Origin of the sequence: Demetria terragena DSM 11295 (genome assembly GCF_000376825.1) — a bacterium.
GTDB lineage: Bacteria > Actinomycetota > Actinomycetes > Actinomycetales > Dermatophilaceae > Demetria > Demetria terragena.
In genome coordinates, this window is record NZ_AQXW01000004.1 from 1014436 (window position 1) to 1029777 (window position 15342).

A 15342-nucleotide genomic window follows, 5' to 3' on the forward strand; every position below is an offset into this window, starting at 1 on the left:
GGTCTAGTTGCGTCGGTAGGTCTGGACATTGGTGAACTCCTTGAGTCCGAATTCGCCCAGCTCGCGACCCCAGCCAGACATCTTGACGCCGCCAAACGGGATGCGCGGATCCGACGCCGTCATGCCATTCACGAAGATTCCGCCGACATCGAGGTGTTCGCGTACGACGGACAGTTCCTCCTCGTCCTCGGTCCATACCGCGGAGCTGAGCCCATAGCGGCTCCGGTTGGCCAGGTCGACCGCGTCCTCGGTGTCTCGCGCGGTGATGATCGCCGCGGCCGGCCCGAAGGTCTCCTCGTCGAACATCACCATGCCGGGCTGAACACCCGACACCACGGTGGGCGGGTAGTACGCGGTTTCCGGGCTCTCGACCGTTCCGCCCAACTCCAGGGTTGCCCCTGCGTCGACCGTGCTCCGGACTTGTTCGTGGAGTTCGTCGCGCAGGTCGCGACGAGCCATCGGACCGATCTGAGTGTCGTCCGAGTGGGGGTCACCGACGACGAGCTGCGCGGCACCCTCAACGAGCAACCGGGTGAACTCCTCCACGTGTTCTTCCACCACGATGAACCGCTTGGCGGCGATGCAGCTCTGACCGGTGTTCTGGAAGCGTGCCCGGACGGCCGTCTGTGCCGCGGCCTCAACGTCCGCGCTGCCCAGCACCAGGAATGGGTCGCTGCCACCAAGCTCGAGCACCGACGGCTTCAACCGCGGCGCGCATGCCTGTGCCACCTGCACGCCCACCTGCTCGCTACCGGTGAGCGTTACCCCGGCCACCCGGTCGTCCTCGATTAGGGCGGAGGCCTGACGTCCCGGGACCAGAACGACCTGCAGCAGATCAGCCGGCCCCTTCGCCCGATCAATCGCCTGTGCGATCAGCAGTGCGGAGCCGCTGACGTTGGTCGCATGCTTGAGCACCATCGTGTTTCCGGCGAGCAGAATCGGCGCGGCACATCGAATGACCTGCCACAGCGGGTAGTTCCACGGCATCAGGGCCAGAACCGGACCGATCGGCCGGTAGCGCACCCTGACGTCCTCGGCCTCGGGGAAGTCGACGACGTCGTCGGCAATCTGCTCCGGGCCGTGCGTGGCGTAGTGGTAGCAGCATGCAGCCGATTTGTGCACTTCCGCCCGGGCCTCGGTGATCGGCTTGCCCATCTCGGTCGAGATGAGACCGGCAATCTCCTCGACCATCTCGGTCAGTACGTCCCCGAGACTCTCCAGGAAGGCGGCTCGCTCCTCGATCGGCGTCGAGCGCCACCCTCGGTAGGCGCTCACGGAGCGGTCGAGCACCTGCTCGAGCTCGGCGGGTGTGGTCTCGTCGTAGTCGGTGATGAGGTCACCGGTCACCGGATTGATGGTCTTCACAGGGGTCAGAGCTCCTTGGCGTCAGGGGTGAGGTTGCTGCGTTCTCCGGACCACGCTGCTTGCAGGATCCGGACCAGGTCATCGCGATCGCAGGGCCGCGGGTTGTTGTCGAGCAGTCGCTTGACGGCCAGCGCCGCCTCAGCAATCTCCGGTAGTTGGGCGCGGTCGATGCCAATCTCACGCAGGGTGGTGGGCGTGCCGCTCTCGGCGACCAGCTCGGCCACCCGATCGATGGCGAGCGCTGCGGTGTTGCGGTCATCGACGCCGTGGACGTCCATCTCTCGACCGACGCGCGCCAGCTGTGGCGTGCAGTGCGCCAGGTTGAACTCCAGGACGTACGGCAGCAGCAAGCCGACGCCGAGTCCGTGCGGCGTATGCGTCATCGCGCCGATGGGGTACTGCAACGCGTGCGCCGCTGTCGTCCCGCCTGTGCCGAGGGCCATTCCGGCGAGCAGGCTGGCCTCGGCCATTCCTTCGCGCGCGGCTGGCTGCCCTTCGTTCACGGCAGCGATCAGCCACCGCGAGACCAGCCCTGCTGCGGCCACGCCGGAATGGGCTGCGAGCACGTTGCGCCCCACGAAGAGCGGGAGCGTGGCGTCCCAGGCCGGCACGAGCGGGCGAGCCGTGGTGGACTCGACGGCGTGCGCCAAGGCGTCGAGTCCGGAGTGCGCGGTGACCGACGACGGACAGGTCCGGGTGAGGGTCGGGTCCACCACGGCAATCTCAGGTACGAGGTGCGGACTGGAGATGCCGACCTTCAACTGACGTTCGTCGTCGGCGATGACCGCGACGGGGCTGACCTCTGAGCCGGTGCCGGAGGTCGTCGGCACCGCGATCACTGGGATCCCGGGTCCGGGCACCATGTTCTCGCCATAGAAGTCGCGCGGGCTCCCGCCGTGCTGGAGGAGTACGGCGACGACTTTGGCCAGGTCGATCGAGCTGCCGCCGCCGACCGCGACGATCACGTCGGGGGCCATTGCCTGCGCTACCGTCAGCGCGTCCCGGGTCCCCGCGATGGGCAACTCCGGCTCAGCGCGGTCGTACACCTCGACCATGAGGTTCGATTCCAAATCCGCGAGCAGGGAGCGCACACCCGGCTGCTGGACGATGTGTTCGTCGGTCACGACGAAGACACGTCGACCGAGCTCGCGGGCAAATACCGCGACCTGCGCGACGGCACCGGAGCCGAAGATCGTCTGGCGAGGCATACGCAGCACACCGTGCGGTGTCGTCGCTGTGCCGTGGGCAACGTTCATGATGGATCCTTCTCATTGGCTAGTGCGGTAACGGTCGCGGCGAGCTCGGTGCTGACGGCGATGCCGCGCGCCATGACCTGCTCACGACTGCGTCGGGCTCGATCACCGGGGACTAGGACTGGGTCCGTCCCCGCTGCGCTCGAACGAACGGCGTCGAGGTAGTCGGAACTCCGATGCCGCCAGCCCTCGCCGACGAACGGGGTGGGATCGAGCGCGATGAGAAGATCACCCTTGGTGCTGGGACGATCCGTGTCGAGCGTGCCCGCGACTTCCTCTCCCAGACCGGTGCCGCTAAGCAGTCCCACTAAGAGCTCGAAAGCGAGCGCTAGCCCGAGTCCTTTCCCTCCGCCGAAGGCGCGCAACGCTGTCGCTTCGTGCGGGTCCGTGGTGGCTTCCCCGCGCCCATCCATCGCCCAGTTCGGGCCGAGTGGGCGACCGGTGAGCCGGTGGTGCAGGACCTTGCCCATCGAAACCTGAGCGGTGCTCATGTCGAGGACGAACGGGCCTGGGGTGCTAGGGACTCCGATACCGATCGGGTTGGACCCCACGATCGCGGCGCGGCCGCCGGGGGCCCCGATGAGCGGCTCGCTCGTGCTGAGCACGACACCGAGCAAACCTGCCTCGGCGAGCTGTTCGGCATAGAGGCCGACCATCCCGACGTGGCCGCTGTTCGCCACCGTGGCGACGACACACGGCTCAACCTCGGCACGCTCGACCAGCAGTTCGACAGCACGGCGCGCGGCGACCGGACCGAACCCTCCCCGGCCGTCAACCCGGGCTGCCGCAGATCCGACCCAGACGTGATCGGGGTCTTGGCCCGGTGTGAGCACCCCGTTAGCCATGCGTTCGATCAGGGTCGGCAGCCGCTGAAGGCCATGGGACGGGTGGCCCCGCAGCTCGGCCTCAATCAACACGTCGGTCTGTACGGCCGCCTCAAGCGGGCGCGCGCCCGCACGGACCAAAGCCCGCTCGGAGGTGGCACGCCATTCCTGGACCGAGCGCTGCACCTCACCCACGGCTGCTCCGTCGGGTGACGTCCGGACGGGTGAGGACGTCGTCCCGGAGCCGGGTCCCGAGTCCGGGACCGTCCAGCGGGAGCACACGGCCGTCCTCAACGGCGGGGAGGTCGGTCAGCAACTCGGCGTACCAATCCGTCGCGAAGGCACGAACCACCTCTTGAACAGCGATATTGGGGGCGTGCACCGAAAGGTGTGTGTTGACGGCCATCGAGACCGGACCGACGCAGTCGTGCAGTGCAACGGGGAGAGTGTGCAGGTCCGCGAGGGCGCAGATATGCCTTGCCTCGGAGATCCCTCCGGCATAGGTCGGGTCAAAAATCACCAGATCGGCGGCTTCGGCCTGCAGCAGGTCCTGGTAGGCCCATCGCGTGCCCATGGTCTCGCTGACCGCCACTGGCGCGGTGACCTGTTCGCGGAAGCGACGCACGGCGTCGAGGTTGTGCAACGGCATCGGGTCCTCGAACCAGTGCGGTTCGTACTCACCGACCGCCCGAGCGATCTTCACCGCCGTGGGCAGGTCCCACAGACTGTGCATCTCGACCATGATCTCGATCCGGTCGCCGACCCGATCGCGGATCTTGCGGAACGGTTCCAGTCCTTCACGGAGTTGAGCGGCAGAGATTCCGTGCCCGCCGTTTTCCTCCGCGAATCGATCGAACGGCCAGATCTTCATCCCCATATAACCCTCGGACAGCAGGTCCTCGGCGAGGTCGTCGGCGTGATGCAGGAAGCCCTGGAGGTCTTCGTAGGGCCCGTCCTTGGCTCCGATCCCCCAGTTCCCCACAGGGAGGTGCCCGTGCTCTGGCCGGCCCCGGGTGTAGGCATACCCGGCACACGTGTTGTACGCCGGTACCGAGTCACGGCTGCGACCGCCGAGCAGTGCCCAGATCGGCTTGCCGGTTTCCTGGCCGAGCAGATCCCACAGCGCGATGTCGACCGCAGAACGTCCGCGGTTCTCAATCCCGGACCCCTTGCTCCCGACGAAGCCAACCAACTGGCCCCAGATCCGGGTGATGTCACCCGCGTCGGCACCCAGCAGCACCGGGGCAGCGGACTCGTGGATCCAGGCGGCGACGGCCGAGGCCGCGAAGTAGGTCTCGCCTAGCCCGACCAGACCGCTGTCGGTGTGCAGGCGCACGTACGTGAGGTTAGGAAACTCCTCGACCTGGATGGTCTCGACCTCGGTGATTCTCATCATTAATCCTATTCATCCGATTAATCGTTGGATGAGAGTCACACGCACAGACCTGCCTGTCAAGAGTTACGCGGAGATCGGGTCCGCGGCGTCACGGGGCCAGGCCCGTCAGGTCACTTGACCGGGGCCGGCGCCATCAGGATGAGAAGAGGACCTCAGCCCTCAGCGCGCTCCCGCAACCACGTGATGTCGGCGCTCTGCCCCTCAACGCCACCTGGGGTCTCGCACACCACCGGTGCCTGTGCAGCGCGCACCACAGCCGCGAGTTCTTCCTCGTCAATCGACCCGGACCCGAAGTTGGCATGCCGGTCAGCACCAGAGTCGAAGGTGTCACGCGAGTCGTTAGCGTGCACCAAGTCGATGCGTCCGGTGATGGCCTTGATCTGATCGACCACCGTGGGCAGTTCGATTCCGCCCGCATAGGCGTGGCAGGTATCGAGGCAGAAGCCCACCGTGTCCCCGCCGGACGCCTGTCCGATGGCCTCCCAGAGTCGAGCGATCGCCTCAAGTCGGCGTGCCATGGCGTTGTCGCCGCCTGCGGTGTTCTCGATCAACAACGGCACCGGCATGTCGAGACCATCGATGCACTTGCGCCAGTTGTCGAAGCCCTTGGCCGCGTCCTCATCCGCACCGATATGCCCGCCGTGCACGACGACCCCCTTGGCACCGATCTCTGCGGCGGCGCTCACGTGCTGCTGCAGCAGTTTGCGCCCGGGGATCCGGATACGGTTGTTGAACGACGCGACATTGATCGGGTACGGCGCGTGGACATAGAGATCGACCCCGGCCTCGGCCGCGCGGGCTTTCAGCCCTTCGGCGCCGCCCTCGAAACGAATCACCGGGCCCTTATAGCTCTGCGGGTCCCCAAGGAAGATCTGCGCGACACTCGCGCCACGCGCCTGCGCCTCGGCGATGGGGTCTTCCTGATCAACATGCGCACCGATGTGTAGAGCCATTGACCCACCGTAGATCCCCCTCCCGACAGCCGCGCTCGCGTGTCACGATGGCTGCATGAGCAATCTCGAACGACCTCAGGCCCCGAACCCGTACGAACTGCTGCCCAGCGTCCCGTCCTTCACCGTCACCAGTGAGGACGTCGTTGAAGGGCAGCCACTCAAGGACGACCAGGTCAACTCGGCCGGTGACCGCTCGCCGCAGTTGTCATGGTCGGACGCACCGGAGGGCACGAAGAGTTTTGTCGTCACCTGCTTCGACCCGGACGCCCCGACACCCTCCGGCTTCTGGCACTGGATGGTCGTCGACCTCCCGGCCGACACCACTTCGTTGCCAGCCGGTGCTGGCGCCGAAGGTGGGGCTGGCCTGCCGGGCGGTGCATACATGCTGCGCAATGACGGCGGCTCAGCGGCCTTCATGGGCGCCGCTCCCCCTCCCGGTGACATGCCGCACCGCTATTTCTTCGTTGTCCACGCGGTGAGCGAAGAATCCCTCGGCATCGACGAGAACACGTCGGGCGCGGTGATGTCCTTCAACCTCGCGTTCAAGACGGCAGGCCGCGCGGTGCTGCACGGAACGTACGCCCACTGACCCTGGGAACTAACTGCGTTAGGTGCCCTTGACCGGGAAATTTCCGCGTCAGGAGGCACGTATCGCAGTTAGTTCCGTGGGCGCTGGGTCGTGTGACTTAAGTATTGGACCCGGGCGAGTTGCTTGCCCTGCCCCAGCGTGAGGGTGGTTCGATAGGGACCATGTTCACTAGGGGTACGACATGAGCGCCAGCGCGGCGCGCGGCGCACGCATCGAGATCAGCGGGTTAACGAAGGCCTTCGGCCCTTTTGTTGCCGTTCACGACCTCAGTTTCAGCGTCGAGCCAGGTGTGATCACCGGGTTTCTCGGCCCGAACGGCGCGGGCAAGACCACCACCTTGCGCATGCTGCTTGGGTTGGTCCGGCCGACATCCGGCACCGCGACGATCGACGGCCACAACTACGTCGATCTGGCCAACCCGCTTGGCACCGTCGGGGCCGCGCTGGAGGCCACCAACTTCCACCCGGGACGAAGCGGCCGCGACCACCTGCGCGTGCTCGCGGCGGCCGGTGGGTTTAGCGACGCCCGCGTCGATGAGTTGCTCGACTTGGTCGGCCTCCCAGCGGCATCCAACAAGCGCGCCGGCGGCTACTCCATGGGTATGCGCCAACGACTCGGCCTGGCCGCCGCGCTGCTTGGCGACCCGCAGGTTCTCATCCTCGATGAACCCGCGAATGGCCTTGACCCTGAAGGCATTCGGTGGCTTCGTGGCTTCCTCAAGCACCTCGCCAGCGAGGGCAAGACCATCCTGGTGTCGAGCCACTTGCTCAGCGAGGTCGAGCAGACTGTCGACAACGTCATCATCCTGGCCAACGGTCGGCTCATCACTCAGGGCACGATCAACGAGCTGCGCGGAGACGACACAGTGCTGGTGCGTACGCCCGCCTTGGCGGAGCTCGAACAGGCTCTGGCCAGCGAGGGGCTCGCGTTCGACCGCCACGAACAATCCCTGGACGTCAAGACGACCGACGTCACCCGGGTGGGTGACCTCGCCTTCCGCGCCGGCGTCCCAGTGCACGAATTGCGCCTGGACCAGACCGACCTGGAGGCATTGTTCTTCCGCCTCACCCAGGACCCGCAGAACGTCAACCGCAACCTCGGAGCGCAGACCGACCCGCAAGGCCAAGCATCGATCCAGGAGGAGGTGCGCTGATGGGACCTGCGATTAAAGCTGAGGTTCGCAAGTTGCTGACCACCCGTATGTGGTGGGGCATGGCGATTATGTTGTTCGCCATAGGCGCACTGCTGGCGTTGTTCATCGGGTTGCTCTCCGACACCGACCCAAGTAGCGAAGCCATCGAGGCCGGCGCCCCGGTGTTCACCCCGACCGAGCTTGCCACCAACGTCTATACCGCCGGATCAGCGTTCGGCTATGTCATTCTCATGGTGATCGGCATCATGACCATCGGCAGCGAGTACCGGCACAAGACACTCACCGGCTCGCTCCTGGCGGTCCCGCGTCGCGCGCGACTCATCTTCGCCAAAATCATCGCTCTCCTCGGTTTCGGGGTGATGTACGGCGTGATCTTCTTGATCGGCTCGGTCTCTATCGGTGCCACGGTCTTGTCCATGCGCGGCTTCGATGTGCTTCCGGACGCCGGCGCGATCTGTCGTTCGCTTGGTCTTCTACTACTCGTGCTTGGTCTTTGGGCACTGATCGGGCTGGGCCTGGGAATCTTGATCCCCAACCAAGTTGCGGCGATCCTGGTCGGGGTCGGGGGTGCCTTTATCGTCGAGCCGCTCCTGACGTTCCTCGCCTCCCAAACCGAGATCGGTGAAACCATCCAAAAGTTCTTCCCCGGGCCTGCCACCCAGGCAGTGCTCGGCGGATACGCCGGCGACACCGCCCAACTCTCCTGGTGGGCAGGCGCCTTGGTGCTCGCCGCGTACGCCGCGGTCTTCACCGGCCTCGGGACCTTGCTCACCCAACGTCGCGACGTGAGTTGAGCCCTCCCCCGCCGGCTCCGGTCAGACCATCCGTGCGTTTGTGCTCACGGATGGTCTGACCGAACGTCAAGCCGGGTACGCACGCCCCGCCATCCCCGCATCTTCAACATTCGCTCTACCTGACCCATGAACTGGTCACGGTTGAGGTGGAAGCCGAGAACAGGGATGCGCAGGACATCGGTGCCACCGATCACCACCTCGTTCTGGCGGAGCAGGTCCGACATGTTCTGCGCAGGCTCGAGGTGATGACTGCCGTCGACCTCGACCGCGAACCCATAGGCGTCGAATTCGACATCCAGGTATGCCCGCCGCCCCGGCAGCACGCGCACCGACTGCCGGGTCGGTCTGGGCAGACCACGCCTCCGACACTCCTGCGCGAAGTCGAGTTCGCTGAGCGCCGAAACCCCATCGGTCACTGAGGGGACCACAACATTGAGAAATGCCGTGCGTGCTCCCCGTCCTGCGCGAGCCCATTCCTGCGCGAGGGCGTCTGGTTTCACCACGCCTTGGTTGACCGCCACGCAGATCAGGAATGCTGCTTGACGATCGCTCGCGGCCCATCGAGCTCCGCGTATGACCGCAAGTTCAGGCACGATGACCGGTAGACCGCCGCGACCTACCCGCAGTTGGCCGCGAACTCGTGGCTGGTGCACGACCACGTTGGGATGCACCGGACGCGGCGACCGAGTACCCCACGGAATTGTGACGTCGATGCGTCGCGGGTCAAACCCCTGCAGGCCGACCGCGACAAGGGCCGCCGCACCATCGAGGGCGGCGTGCTCTCCGGTCTCAAGAATCGCGGTCCACGATCGCCCGATGTCCGAGACCGCACCGACTGCGACGGTGTGCCGCCCGACCTTGCGCCACCGGCCGGCGTCGACTTCACTGCGGACTGCGAATCGGTCGATTCCGACTGCGCGCAGTTGTCCACGAGACACCACTCCGCCCTGATCGGCGCTCCGCTCCGCGACCGCACGCGCTCGCGCAAAGCGGCGATCACGGCCCCGGCGGGCGTTCGTGTCCGTCACCTCGACAGCCTCACGCAGCTCATGCAGATGACGATGACGGGTGCCGAGCGCGCCGTACCAGCGCAGGATGCGCCCTGTGAAGAAGGCATCACATCACTGCCGCAAGGGCGCGGGCTGTGGATTGGGTGACCTGTGACCGACTTCAGTCAGACCATCCGTGAGCTTGTGCTCACGGATGGTCTGACCGAACTTCAGCGGGACCGCGCGCGCCAGGGAGAACTCCGTTCTCGACTCGCCTCGCCGAGTGTGGGCACACCACGTCCGCGCGACGGGTGGCAACAGTAGGCTGTGTACGTACTCAACGAAGAGACGTGAAAGAGGCGCATCAAGCGTGTCATCAGAAGCCCGCAGCGACGACCCACCACCGGCGTACGCCCCCCGCACCAAGCCCCCGACCGCGGGGCCGGCGAAGGCGCCACCTCGCACGAACGCGACCACCACGCCAACGACGGAGCGCCCGGTGGCAGACGAGCCGGTCAACGCGGCCAAGGACGTCGCCGACGAGACGTCCTCCCAGGATGTTTCCACCGTGACGCAGGAGCCAGACCCGCACGGCAATCACACAGCTCCCGGTCAACCGTCCCCTGCCGAGGCAGAGATCACCGGTAGTCGTCCGACACCTCGCGACGGGATCCGCACCTCGATCGAGTTGGTCGAGCAGTCCGATGCCGACCAGGTGCCGTTGCGGGGGGTCGCCGCACGTGTGGTCACCAACATGGAGAGCAGCCTCGCGGTTCCCACGGCGACCAGCGTCCGTGCCGTACCCGCAAAGTTGCTGATCGACAACCGGACGGTCATCAACAACCACCTGTCCCGCAACCGCGGCGGCAAGGTCAGCTTCACCCACCTCATCGGGTACGCCATCGTCAAGGCGATCTCGTTGCTGCCCGAGATGAACTACGCACTCGGCTCGCAAGACGGCAAGCCCACCCTGGTCAAACCGACACACGTCAACTTCGGCCTGGCGATCGACCTCCAGAAGCCCGACGGCACCCGAACCCTGGTGGTGCCCAACGTCAAGGGCGCCGACCGGATGTCCTTTGCGCAGTTCTGGAATGCCTACGAGGACCTCGTGCGCAAGGCACGCGGCAATAAGCTGACGATCGAGGACTACCAGGGCACCACGATCTCGCTGACCAACCCCGGCGGCATCGGCACCAACCACTCGGTTCCGCGCCTGATGCAGGGCGCTGGCGCGATCATCGGTGTCGGTTCACTGGAATACCCCGCCGAATGGCAGGGCGCCAGCAACGACCAACTCACCCGCAGCGCCGTGAGCAAGATCCTCACGCTCACCTCGACCTACGACCACCGCATCATCCAGGGCGCGACTTCTGGTGAGTTCCTGCGGACCGTCCACCAGTTGCTCCTGGGCGAAAACGAGTTCTACGACGAGATCTTCGCTGCGCTGCGCATCCCGTACGAGCCGGTGCGCTGGGTACAGGACATCTCGGTCAACCACGACGACGACATCAACAAGGTCGCACGCGTCCAGGAACTCATTCACGCCTACCGCGTGCGTGGGCACCTGATGGCCGACACCGACCCGCTGGAATACAAGCAGCGCAAGCATCCCGACCTCGACATCACCAGCCACGGGCTGACCTTGTGGGACCTGGACCGCACGTTCCCGACTGGCGGCTTCGGTGGCCAGCCGTTCCTCAAACTACGCAAAGTCCTTGGCATCCTGCGGGATTCGTACTGCCGCACGACCGGCATCGAATACATGCACATGCAGGACCCCGCCGAGCGTCGCTGGATCCAGGAGAAGGTGGAGAAGCCTTATTCCAAGGAATCTCCCGAAGACCAGATGCGCATCCTGCGCAAGCTCAACTCCGCCGAGGCCTTCGAGACCTTCCTGCAGACCAAGTACGTCGGTCAGAAGAGGTTCAGCCTCGAGGGTGGCGAATCGACCATCGCGATCCTGGACCGGGTGTTGTGCGCAGCCGCCGATGAAGGCCTCGATGAAGTCTGCATCGGTATGCCGCACCGTGGTCGCCTCAACGTCCTCGCCAACATCGCCGGCAAGTCCTACGGGCAGATTTTTGCCGAGTTCGATGGGTCTGCTCAGCCCGGTTCCGTGCAGGGCTCTGGCGATGTGAAGTACCACCTCGGTACCGAGGGTGAGTTCGTGTCAGACGAGGGCAACAAGACCAAGGTCTACCTCGCGGCCAATCCTTCGCACCTGGAGGCGGTCAACCCTGTCCTGGAAGGCATCACCCGGGCCAAGCAGGACCGCATCAACCTGGCTGGCACCGCCTTCACGGTGCTGCCGATTCTGTTGCACGGTGACGCGGCGTTCGCCGGTCAGGGTGTCGTAGCCGAGACCCTCAACCTGTCCCAACTGCGCGGCTACCGCACCGGTGGAACGATCCACGTGGTCGTCAACAACCAGGTCGGATTCACTACTGCCCCAAGCCAATCGCGGTCCTCGACCTACTCCACCGACGTAGCGCGTATGGTCCAGGCGCCGATCTTCCACGTCAACGGCGACGACCCCGAAGCCTGCGTACGGGTTGCCGAGTTGGCCTATGAGTTCCGGCAGAAGTTCAAGAAAGATGTCGTCATCGACATGGTGTGCTACCGCCGCCGTGGTCACAACGAGGGCGACGACCCGTCGATGACTCAGCCGCTGATGTACAACCTCATCGGGGCCAAACAGAGCGTCCGCAAGTTGTACTCCGAGGCGCTCATCGGACGTGGTGACATCACGCAGGAAGATGCCGCCGAGGCGCTACGCGACTACCAGCAGCAGTTGGAGCGGGTGTTCACCGAAACCAAGGAGGCCCGCAAGGCCGCCGCCGCTTCTCGTGCGCAATCGGGCACGGAGTCCGACTCCGAGGCCGGTCTCGAGCAGCCATCAGCGCAGCGTGAAGACGACGCCACCGGGTCGCTTCGCTCCCACCGACCCACCGCCATCAGCCCGCATGACCTCAAGTTGATCGGCAATACCTGGGTCAACCCGCCGGAAGGCTTCACCCTTCACCCCAAGATCAAGCAGTTGCTGGAGAAGCGCGCTGCCATGGTCTCCGAGGGCGGAATCGACTGGGCCATGGGAGAACTCACGGCCTTTGGTTCACTCATGCTCGAGGGTGTGCCGGTCCGACTCACCGGCCAGGACACTCGGCGTGGCACGTTCGTGCAACGGCACGCGGTGCTCATCGACAAACAGACATCGAAGGAATGGACGCCACTTCGCTACCTGTCCGACGGGCAGGCGTGGCTGTGGATTTATGACTCGATGCTGTCCGAGTACGCCGCCATGGGTTTCGAGTACGGCTACTCCGTGGAGCGCCCAGATGCGTTGGTGCTGTGGGAAGCCCAGTTCGGTGACTTCGTTAATGGCGCGCAGACCATCGTTGATGAGTTCATCTCATCCTCGGAGCAGAAGTGGAACCAGAACTCTTCGGTCGTGTTGCTGTTGCCACACGGCTACGAGGGCCAGGGACCAGACCACTCGTCTGCGCGCATCGAGCGATTCCTTCAGTTGTTCGCCGAGGACAATATGACGATTGCCTACCCCAGCACTCCGGCGAGTTATTTCCACCTGTTGCGTCGGCAAGCGTTCGCTCGTCCGCGGCGTCCGCTGATCGTCTTCACGCCGAAGCAGTTGCTCCGGCTCAAGGCGGCGACCTCCAGTCCTGAAGACTTCACGCAGGGCACCTTCCGCCCGGTGATCCCGGACACCACGGTGCCCGCTGGCGACCAGGTTCAGCGCGTGTTGTTGGCGTCCAGCCGGGTGGTCTACGACCTGGAGGCCGAGCGCCAAAAGCGCGAGGACAAGACGACCGCGATCGTGCGAGTCGAGCAGTTGGCGCCGGTTCCTTCGGCCGAAATCGCCGAAGTCGCCAACGCCTATCCGCAGGCCGAACTGGTGTGGGTCCAGGACGAGCCGGAGAACCAAGGTGCCTGGCCGTTCATGGCGCTTAATCTCCCGCAGCAGCTCGCCGACCGTGGTGTGCCGCGGTCGCTGCGCGTCGTGTCCCGCCCGTCCTCGGCGTCGCCAGCTGCCGGCTCGATGAAGTTGCACAAGGAGCAGCAGGAAACCTTGATCGAGAAGGCCTTTGCCCGTTAATACCCCGGACCTTCCGTCCGGGTGGGTGCTGCGTACGCCGACAGCAGCTGACGTCGACGCTCTGATTGACCTCGTCCGCGAGCGGGAGCTTGCGGTACGAGGTCGATCGAGCGTTGACCCCGAAGCGGTGGCCTCCGAGGTCGTCGGGACGGGATCCTGGACGCGCTGGCATCTTGTCGCCGTCGATGAGTCTGGCACCGTTGGCGGCTGGGCTTCAGTCCACGACCGGGCAGCAGGGCGCACCAACGTTCAGTTGGTCGTCACACCGAGCCGGACCCGCGAGGACCAGAACGCCGTGGCAACAGCCCTGCTCGACTGGGTCGTCCAACAGGCCACCGAGGTCGCGCAGGCGCGAGGCGCGAGTTCTACCCAACTCGATGCCTCCACGGTCGAAGGCGATAGCCAACTCAACGATTGGTATGCCAGCGCCGGGCTCGCCCACACCCGTACCTGGTTGCAGATGACCCGGCCCGTGACCTCCGAAGACGCAGACCTTCCCGGTCCGCGCGATGGCGTACTCGTCCGACGGGTCGCGCGCCACGAGGACGGGATGCCCGTTGCCGATGACCTACGCGGGGTCCATCAGGTGCTCGAGGAATCCTTCGCCGACCACTTCAATTCCTATCGGGAGAGTTTCGCCGAGTTTGCGCAGCGTCTGCGTGAGGACCCTGGGCACCGTTGGGATCATTGGTGGTTGGCCACCATCGAGACCGATCGTGGCGAGTTGCTCGGAGGCAGCGTGGTCAGTTCGGTCCTGCCTGCGGACGCAAGCGGAACTCCGGGCAGTTACATCGACTACATCGGTGTGCACCGACGCGCGCGCGGACGTGGCGTCGCAAAAGCGTTGTTGTTCACGGTGATTCGCGATGCACTAGAGCGCGGACGCAACCGTGTCGGTCTTGAAGTCGACGCCGACTCCCCCACCGGCGCCGATGGGCTCTACCTCGCACTCGGGTGGACCACGAGTTATCGCACGCAGTCCTGGCAGCGGGATTTGCACGTTCCCCAGCCGAGCGACTGAGCCGCCATGTCGATCTCCTGGACGGCGTACGGCCCACACGTCAGCGTCCTCGACTCTCCAGAGCGCGGCGGCTACCCCTATGCCAACTCGCTTCTGGTGCGCGGCTCAGCCGAAAGCGTGTTGATTGACCCATCACGAGGTTTACTGGACGCCCCACCCGCAACCGACCTGACGCTGGTCAGTCATGGGCACGAAGACCATATGGTCGCGCTCGATCGCTACGCCTCACCTGTTCACTGTCACCGTCAGGATCTGCCGATCGTGCACGATCCGTCCCTCTTGGCGCAGGCCACCGGTGCACCACCGGAGACGCTCGACGACATCACCGCGATGGTGGTGGACGAGTTCGAGGTCTCCGGCCGACCAGACGCGGTCGCCTTCGAGTCCGGATCGACCTTTGACCTCGGGGGCTGTCAGATCACGGTGGTCTTTCTTCCTGGTCACACCCGAGGCCACTGTGGTTTCCTCATCGAGCCCGACGGATTCTTCTTCACCGGCGACATCGACCTCACGGGTTTCGGACCGTTCTATGGGGGCCTCGACAGCAACCTGGAGGACTTCGAGGCCTCCCTGCACGCCTGCCGCGAGGTGGACGCGCGGTGGTACGGCACCGCACACCAAAAAGGTGTGATCGAGGGTGCGACGGATTTCCGTGAGCGTCTTGACGCCTACGCCGGGGCTATTAGTCGTCGTGAAGCTCAGTTGATGGATTTCCTCACCGAACCGCGCACCCTTGAGGAGATCGTGGCGCATCGCATCGTGTACCGCCCACACGTGACTGGTCCGCACGTCGATCCGGTGGAGCGGCGAACCGCCGCGCTCCATCTCGAGAGATTGCTCGCCTCCGGCGCGGTATCGGTCAACGACGAACGCTATCTCGCGCGATAACCT

General features: G+C 65.2%; 12 protein-coding genes. 6 read left to right on the forward strand and 6 right to left on the reverse strand.

The window, feature by feature from the left end:
• Window positions 1–3 precede the first annotated feature (3 nt).
• The 5 genes from F562_RS0108970 to F562_RS0108990 all read right to left on the reverse strand — a co-directional run bounded on the left by F562_RS0108970 (window position 4) and on the right by F562_RS0108990 (window position 5791).
• The gene (locus tag F562_RS0108970) at window positions 4–1365 is read right to left on the reverse strand and encodes an NAD-dependent succinate-semialdehyde dehydrogenase (RefSeq protein ID WP_018156616.1); all 1362 of its coding nucleotides are present in this window, start codon (window positions 1363–1365) and stop codon (window positions 4–6) included.
• A gap of 5 nt (window positions 1366–1370) precedes the next feature.
• Entirely contained in the window at window positions 1371–2621 is a 1251-nt protein-coding gene (locus F562_RS0108975) for an iron-containing alcohol dehydrogenase (protein WP_018156617.1), read from the reverse strand.
• Window positions 2618–3637, reverse strand: coding sequence for an Ldh family oxidoreductase (locus F562_RS0108980; RefSeq protein WP_018156618.1), 1020 nt, complete (start codon window positions 3635–3637; stop codon window positions 2618–2620). Before F562_RS0108980 ends, F562_RS0108975 begins: the two co-directional genes overlap by 4 nt.
• Window positions 3630–4835, reverse strand: a complete 1206-nt coding sequence (locus F562_RS0108985) for a mandelate racemase/muconate lactonizing enzyme family protein (RefSeq protein WP_026181142.1) — start codon at window positions 4833–4835, stop codon at window positions 3630–3632. The genes F562_RS0108980 and F562_RS0108985 overlap by 8 nt, the downstream gene beginning before the upstream one ends.
• Window positions 4836–4990: 155 nt before the next feature.
• Window positions 4991–5791: a deoxyribonuclease IV gene (locus F562_RS0108990; RefSeq protein WP_018156620.1), complete on the reverse strand. Its 801-nt coding sequence runs from the start codon at window positions 5789–5791 to the stop codon at window positions 4991–4993.
• Window positions 5792–5846: 55 nt separating this feature from the next.
• Here F562_RS0108990 and F562_RS0108995 point away from each other — a divergent pair, with 55 nt between their 5' ends.
• The 3 genes from F562_RS0108995 (at window position 5847) to F562_RS0109005 (ending at window position 8327) form a co-directional block, all read left to right on the forward strand.
• Window positions 5847–6380: a YbhB/YbcL family Raf kinase inhibitor-like protein gene (locus tag F562_RS0108995; RefSeq protein ID WP_018156621.1), complete on the forward strand. Its 534-nt coding sequence runs from the start codon at window positions 5847–5849 to the stop codon at window positions 6378–6380.
• Window positions 6381–6561: 181 nt separating this feature from the next.
• Complete coding sequence (locus tag F562_RS0109000; RefSeq protein WP_018156622.1) at window positions 6562–7533, forward strand: ABC transporter ATP-binding protein; 972 nt, start codon at window positions 6562–6564, stop codon at window positions 7531–7533.
• Window positions 7533–8327: an ABC transporter permease gene (locus tag F562_RS0109005; RefSeq protein ID WP_018156623.1), complete on the forward strand. Its 795-nt coding sequence runs from the start codon at window positions 7533–7535 to the stop codon at window positions 8325–8327. Before F562_RS0109000 ends, F562_RS0109005 begins: the two co-directional genes overlap by 1 nt.
• A gap of 44 nt (window positions 8328–8371) precedes the next feature.
• Here F562_RS0109005 and F562_RS18585 read toward each other — a convergent pair whose 3' ends face one another.
• A complete protein-coding gene (locus tag F562_RS18585; RefSeq protein WP_018156624.1) occupies window positions 8372–9355 on the reverse strand; it encodes a hypothetical protein in 984 nt (327 codons plus the stop codon).
• A gap of 460 nt (window positions 9356–9815) precedes the next feature.
• On the opposite strand from F562_RS18585, the gene F562_RS0109020 reads away from it, so the two are divergent.
• From F562_RS0109020 to F562_RS0109030, 3 genes are read left to right on the forward strand one after another with little or no spacing between them, the layout of a single operon-like run.
• Window positions 9816–13430 carry a multifunctional oxoglutarate decarboxylase/oxoglutarate dehydrogenase thiamine pyrophosphate-binding subunit/dihydrolipoyllysine-residue succinyltransferase subunit gene (locus tag F562_RS0109020; RefSeq protein ID WP_018156626.1) on the forward strand — a complete coding sequence of 1205 codons (3615 nt, stop codon included), beginning with the start codon at window positions 9816–9818 and terminating at the stop codon, window positions 13428–13430.
• Window positions 13420–14451, forward strand: a complete 1032-nt coding sequence (locus F562_RS0109025) for a GNAT family N-acetyltransferase (RefSeq protein ID WP_026181143.1) — start codon at window positions 13420–13422, stop codon at window positions 14449–14451. Before F562_RS0109020 ends, F562_RS0109025 begins: the two co-directional genes overlap by 11 nt.
• Window positions 14452–14457: 6 nt before the next feature.
• Entirely contained in the window at window positions 14458–15339 is an 882-nt protein-coding gene (locus F562_RS0109030; protein WP_018156628.1) for an MBL fold metallo-hydrolase, read from the forward strand.
• Window positions 15340–15342: the final 3 nt, after the last annotated feature.

What these genes read in the sequence shown, in the direction of transcription:
- F562_RS0108975 (WP_018156617.1), bottom strand. Translation starts at nt 2,621, where the DNA reads ATGAACGTTGCCCACGGCACAGCGACGACACCGCACGGTGTGCTGCGT.
- F562_RS0108990 (WP_018156620.1), bottom strand. Translation starts at nt 5,791, where the DNA reads ATGGCTCTACACATCGGTGCGCATGTTGATCAGGAAGACCCCATCGCC.
- F562_RS0109005 (WP_018156623.1), top strand. Translation starts at nt 7,533, where the DNA reads ATGGGACCTGCGATTAAAGCTGAGGTTCGCAAGTTGCTGACCACCCGT.
- F562_RS0108985 (WP_026181142.1), bottom strand. Translation starts at nt 4,835, where the DNA reads ATGAGAATCACCGAGGTCGAGACCATCCAGGTCGAGGAGTTTCCTAAC.
- F562_RS0109030 (WP_018156628.1), top strand. Translation starts at nt 14,458, where the DNA reads ATGTCGATCTCCTGGACGGCGTACGGCCCACACGTCAGCGTCCTCGAC.
- F562_RS0108995 (WP_018156621.1), top strand. Translation starts at nt 5,847, where the DNA reads ATGAGCAATCTCGAACGACCTCAGGCCCCGAACCCGTACGAACTGCTG.
- F562_RS0109000 (WP_018156622.1), top strand. Translation starts at nt 6,562, where the DNA reads ATGAGCGCCAGCGCGGCGCGCGGCGCACGCATCGAGATCAGCGGGTTA.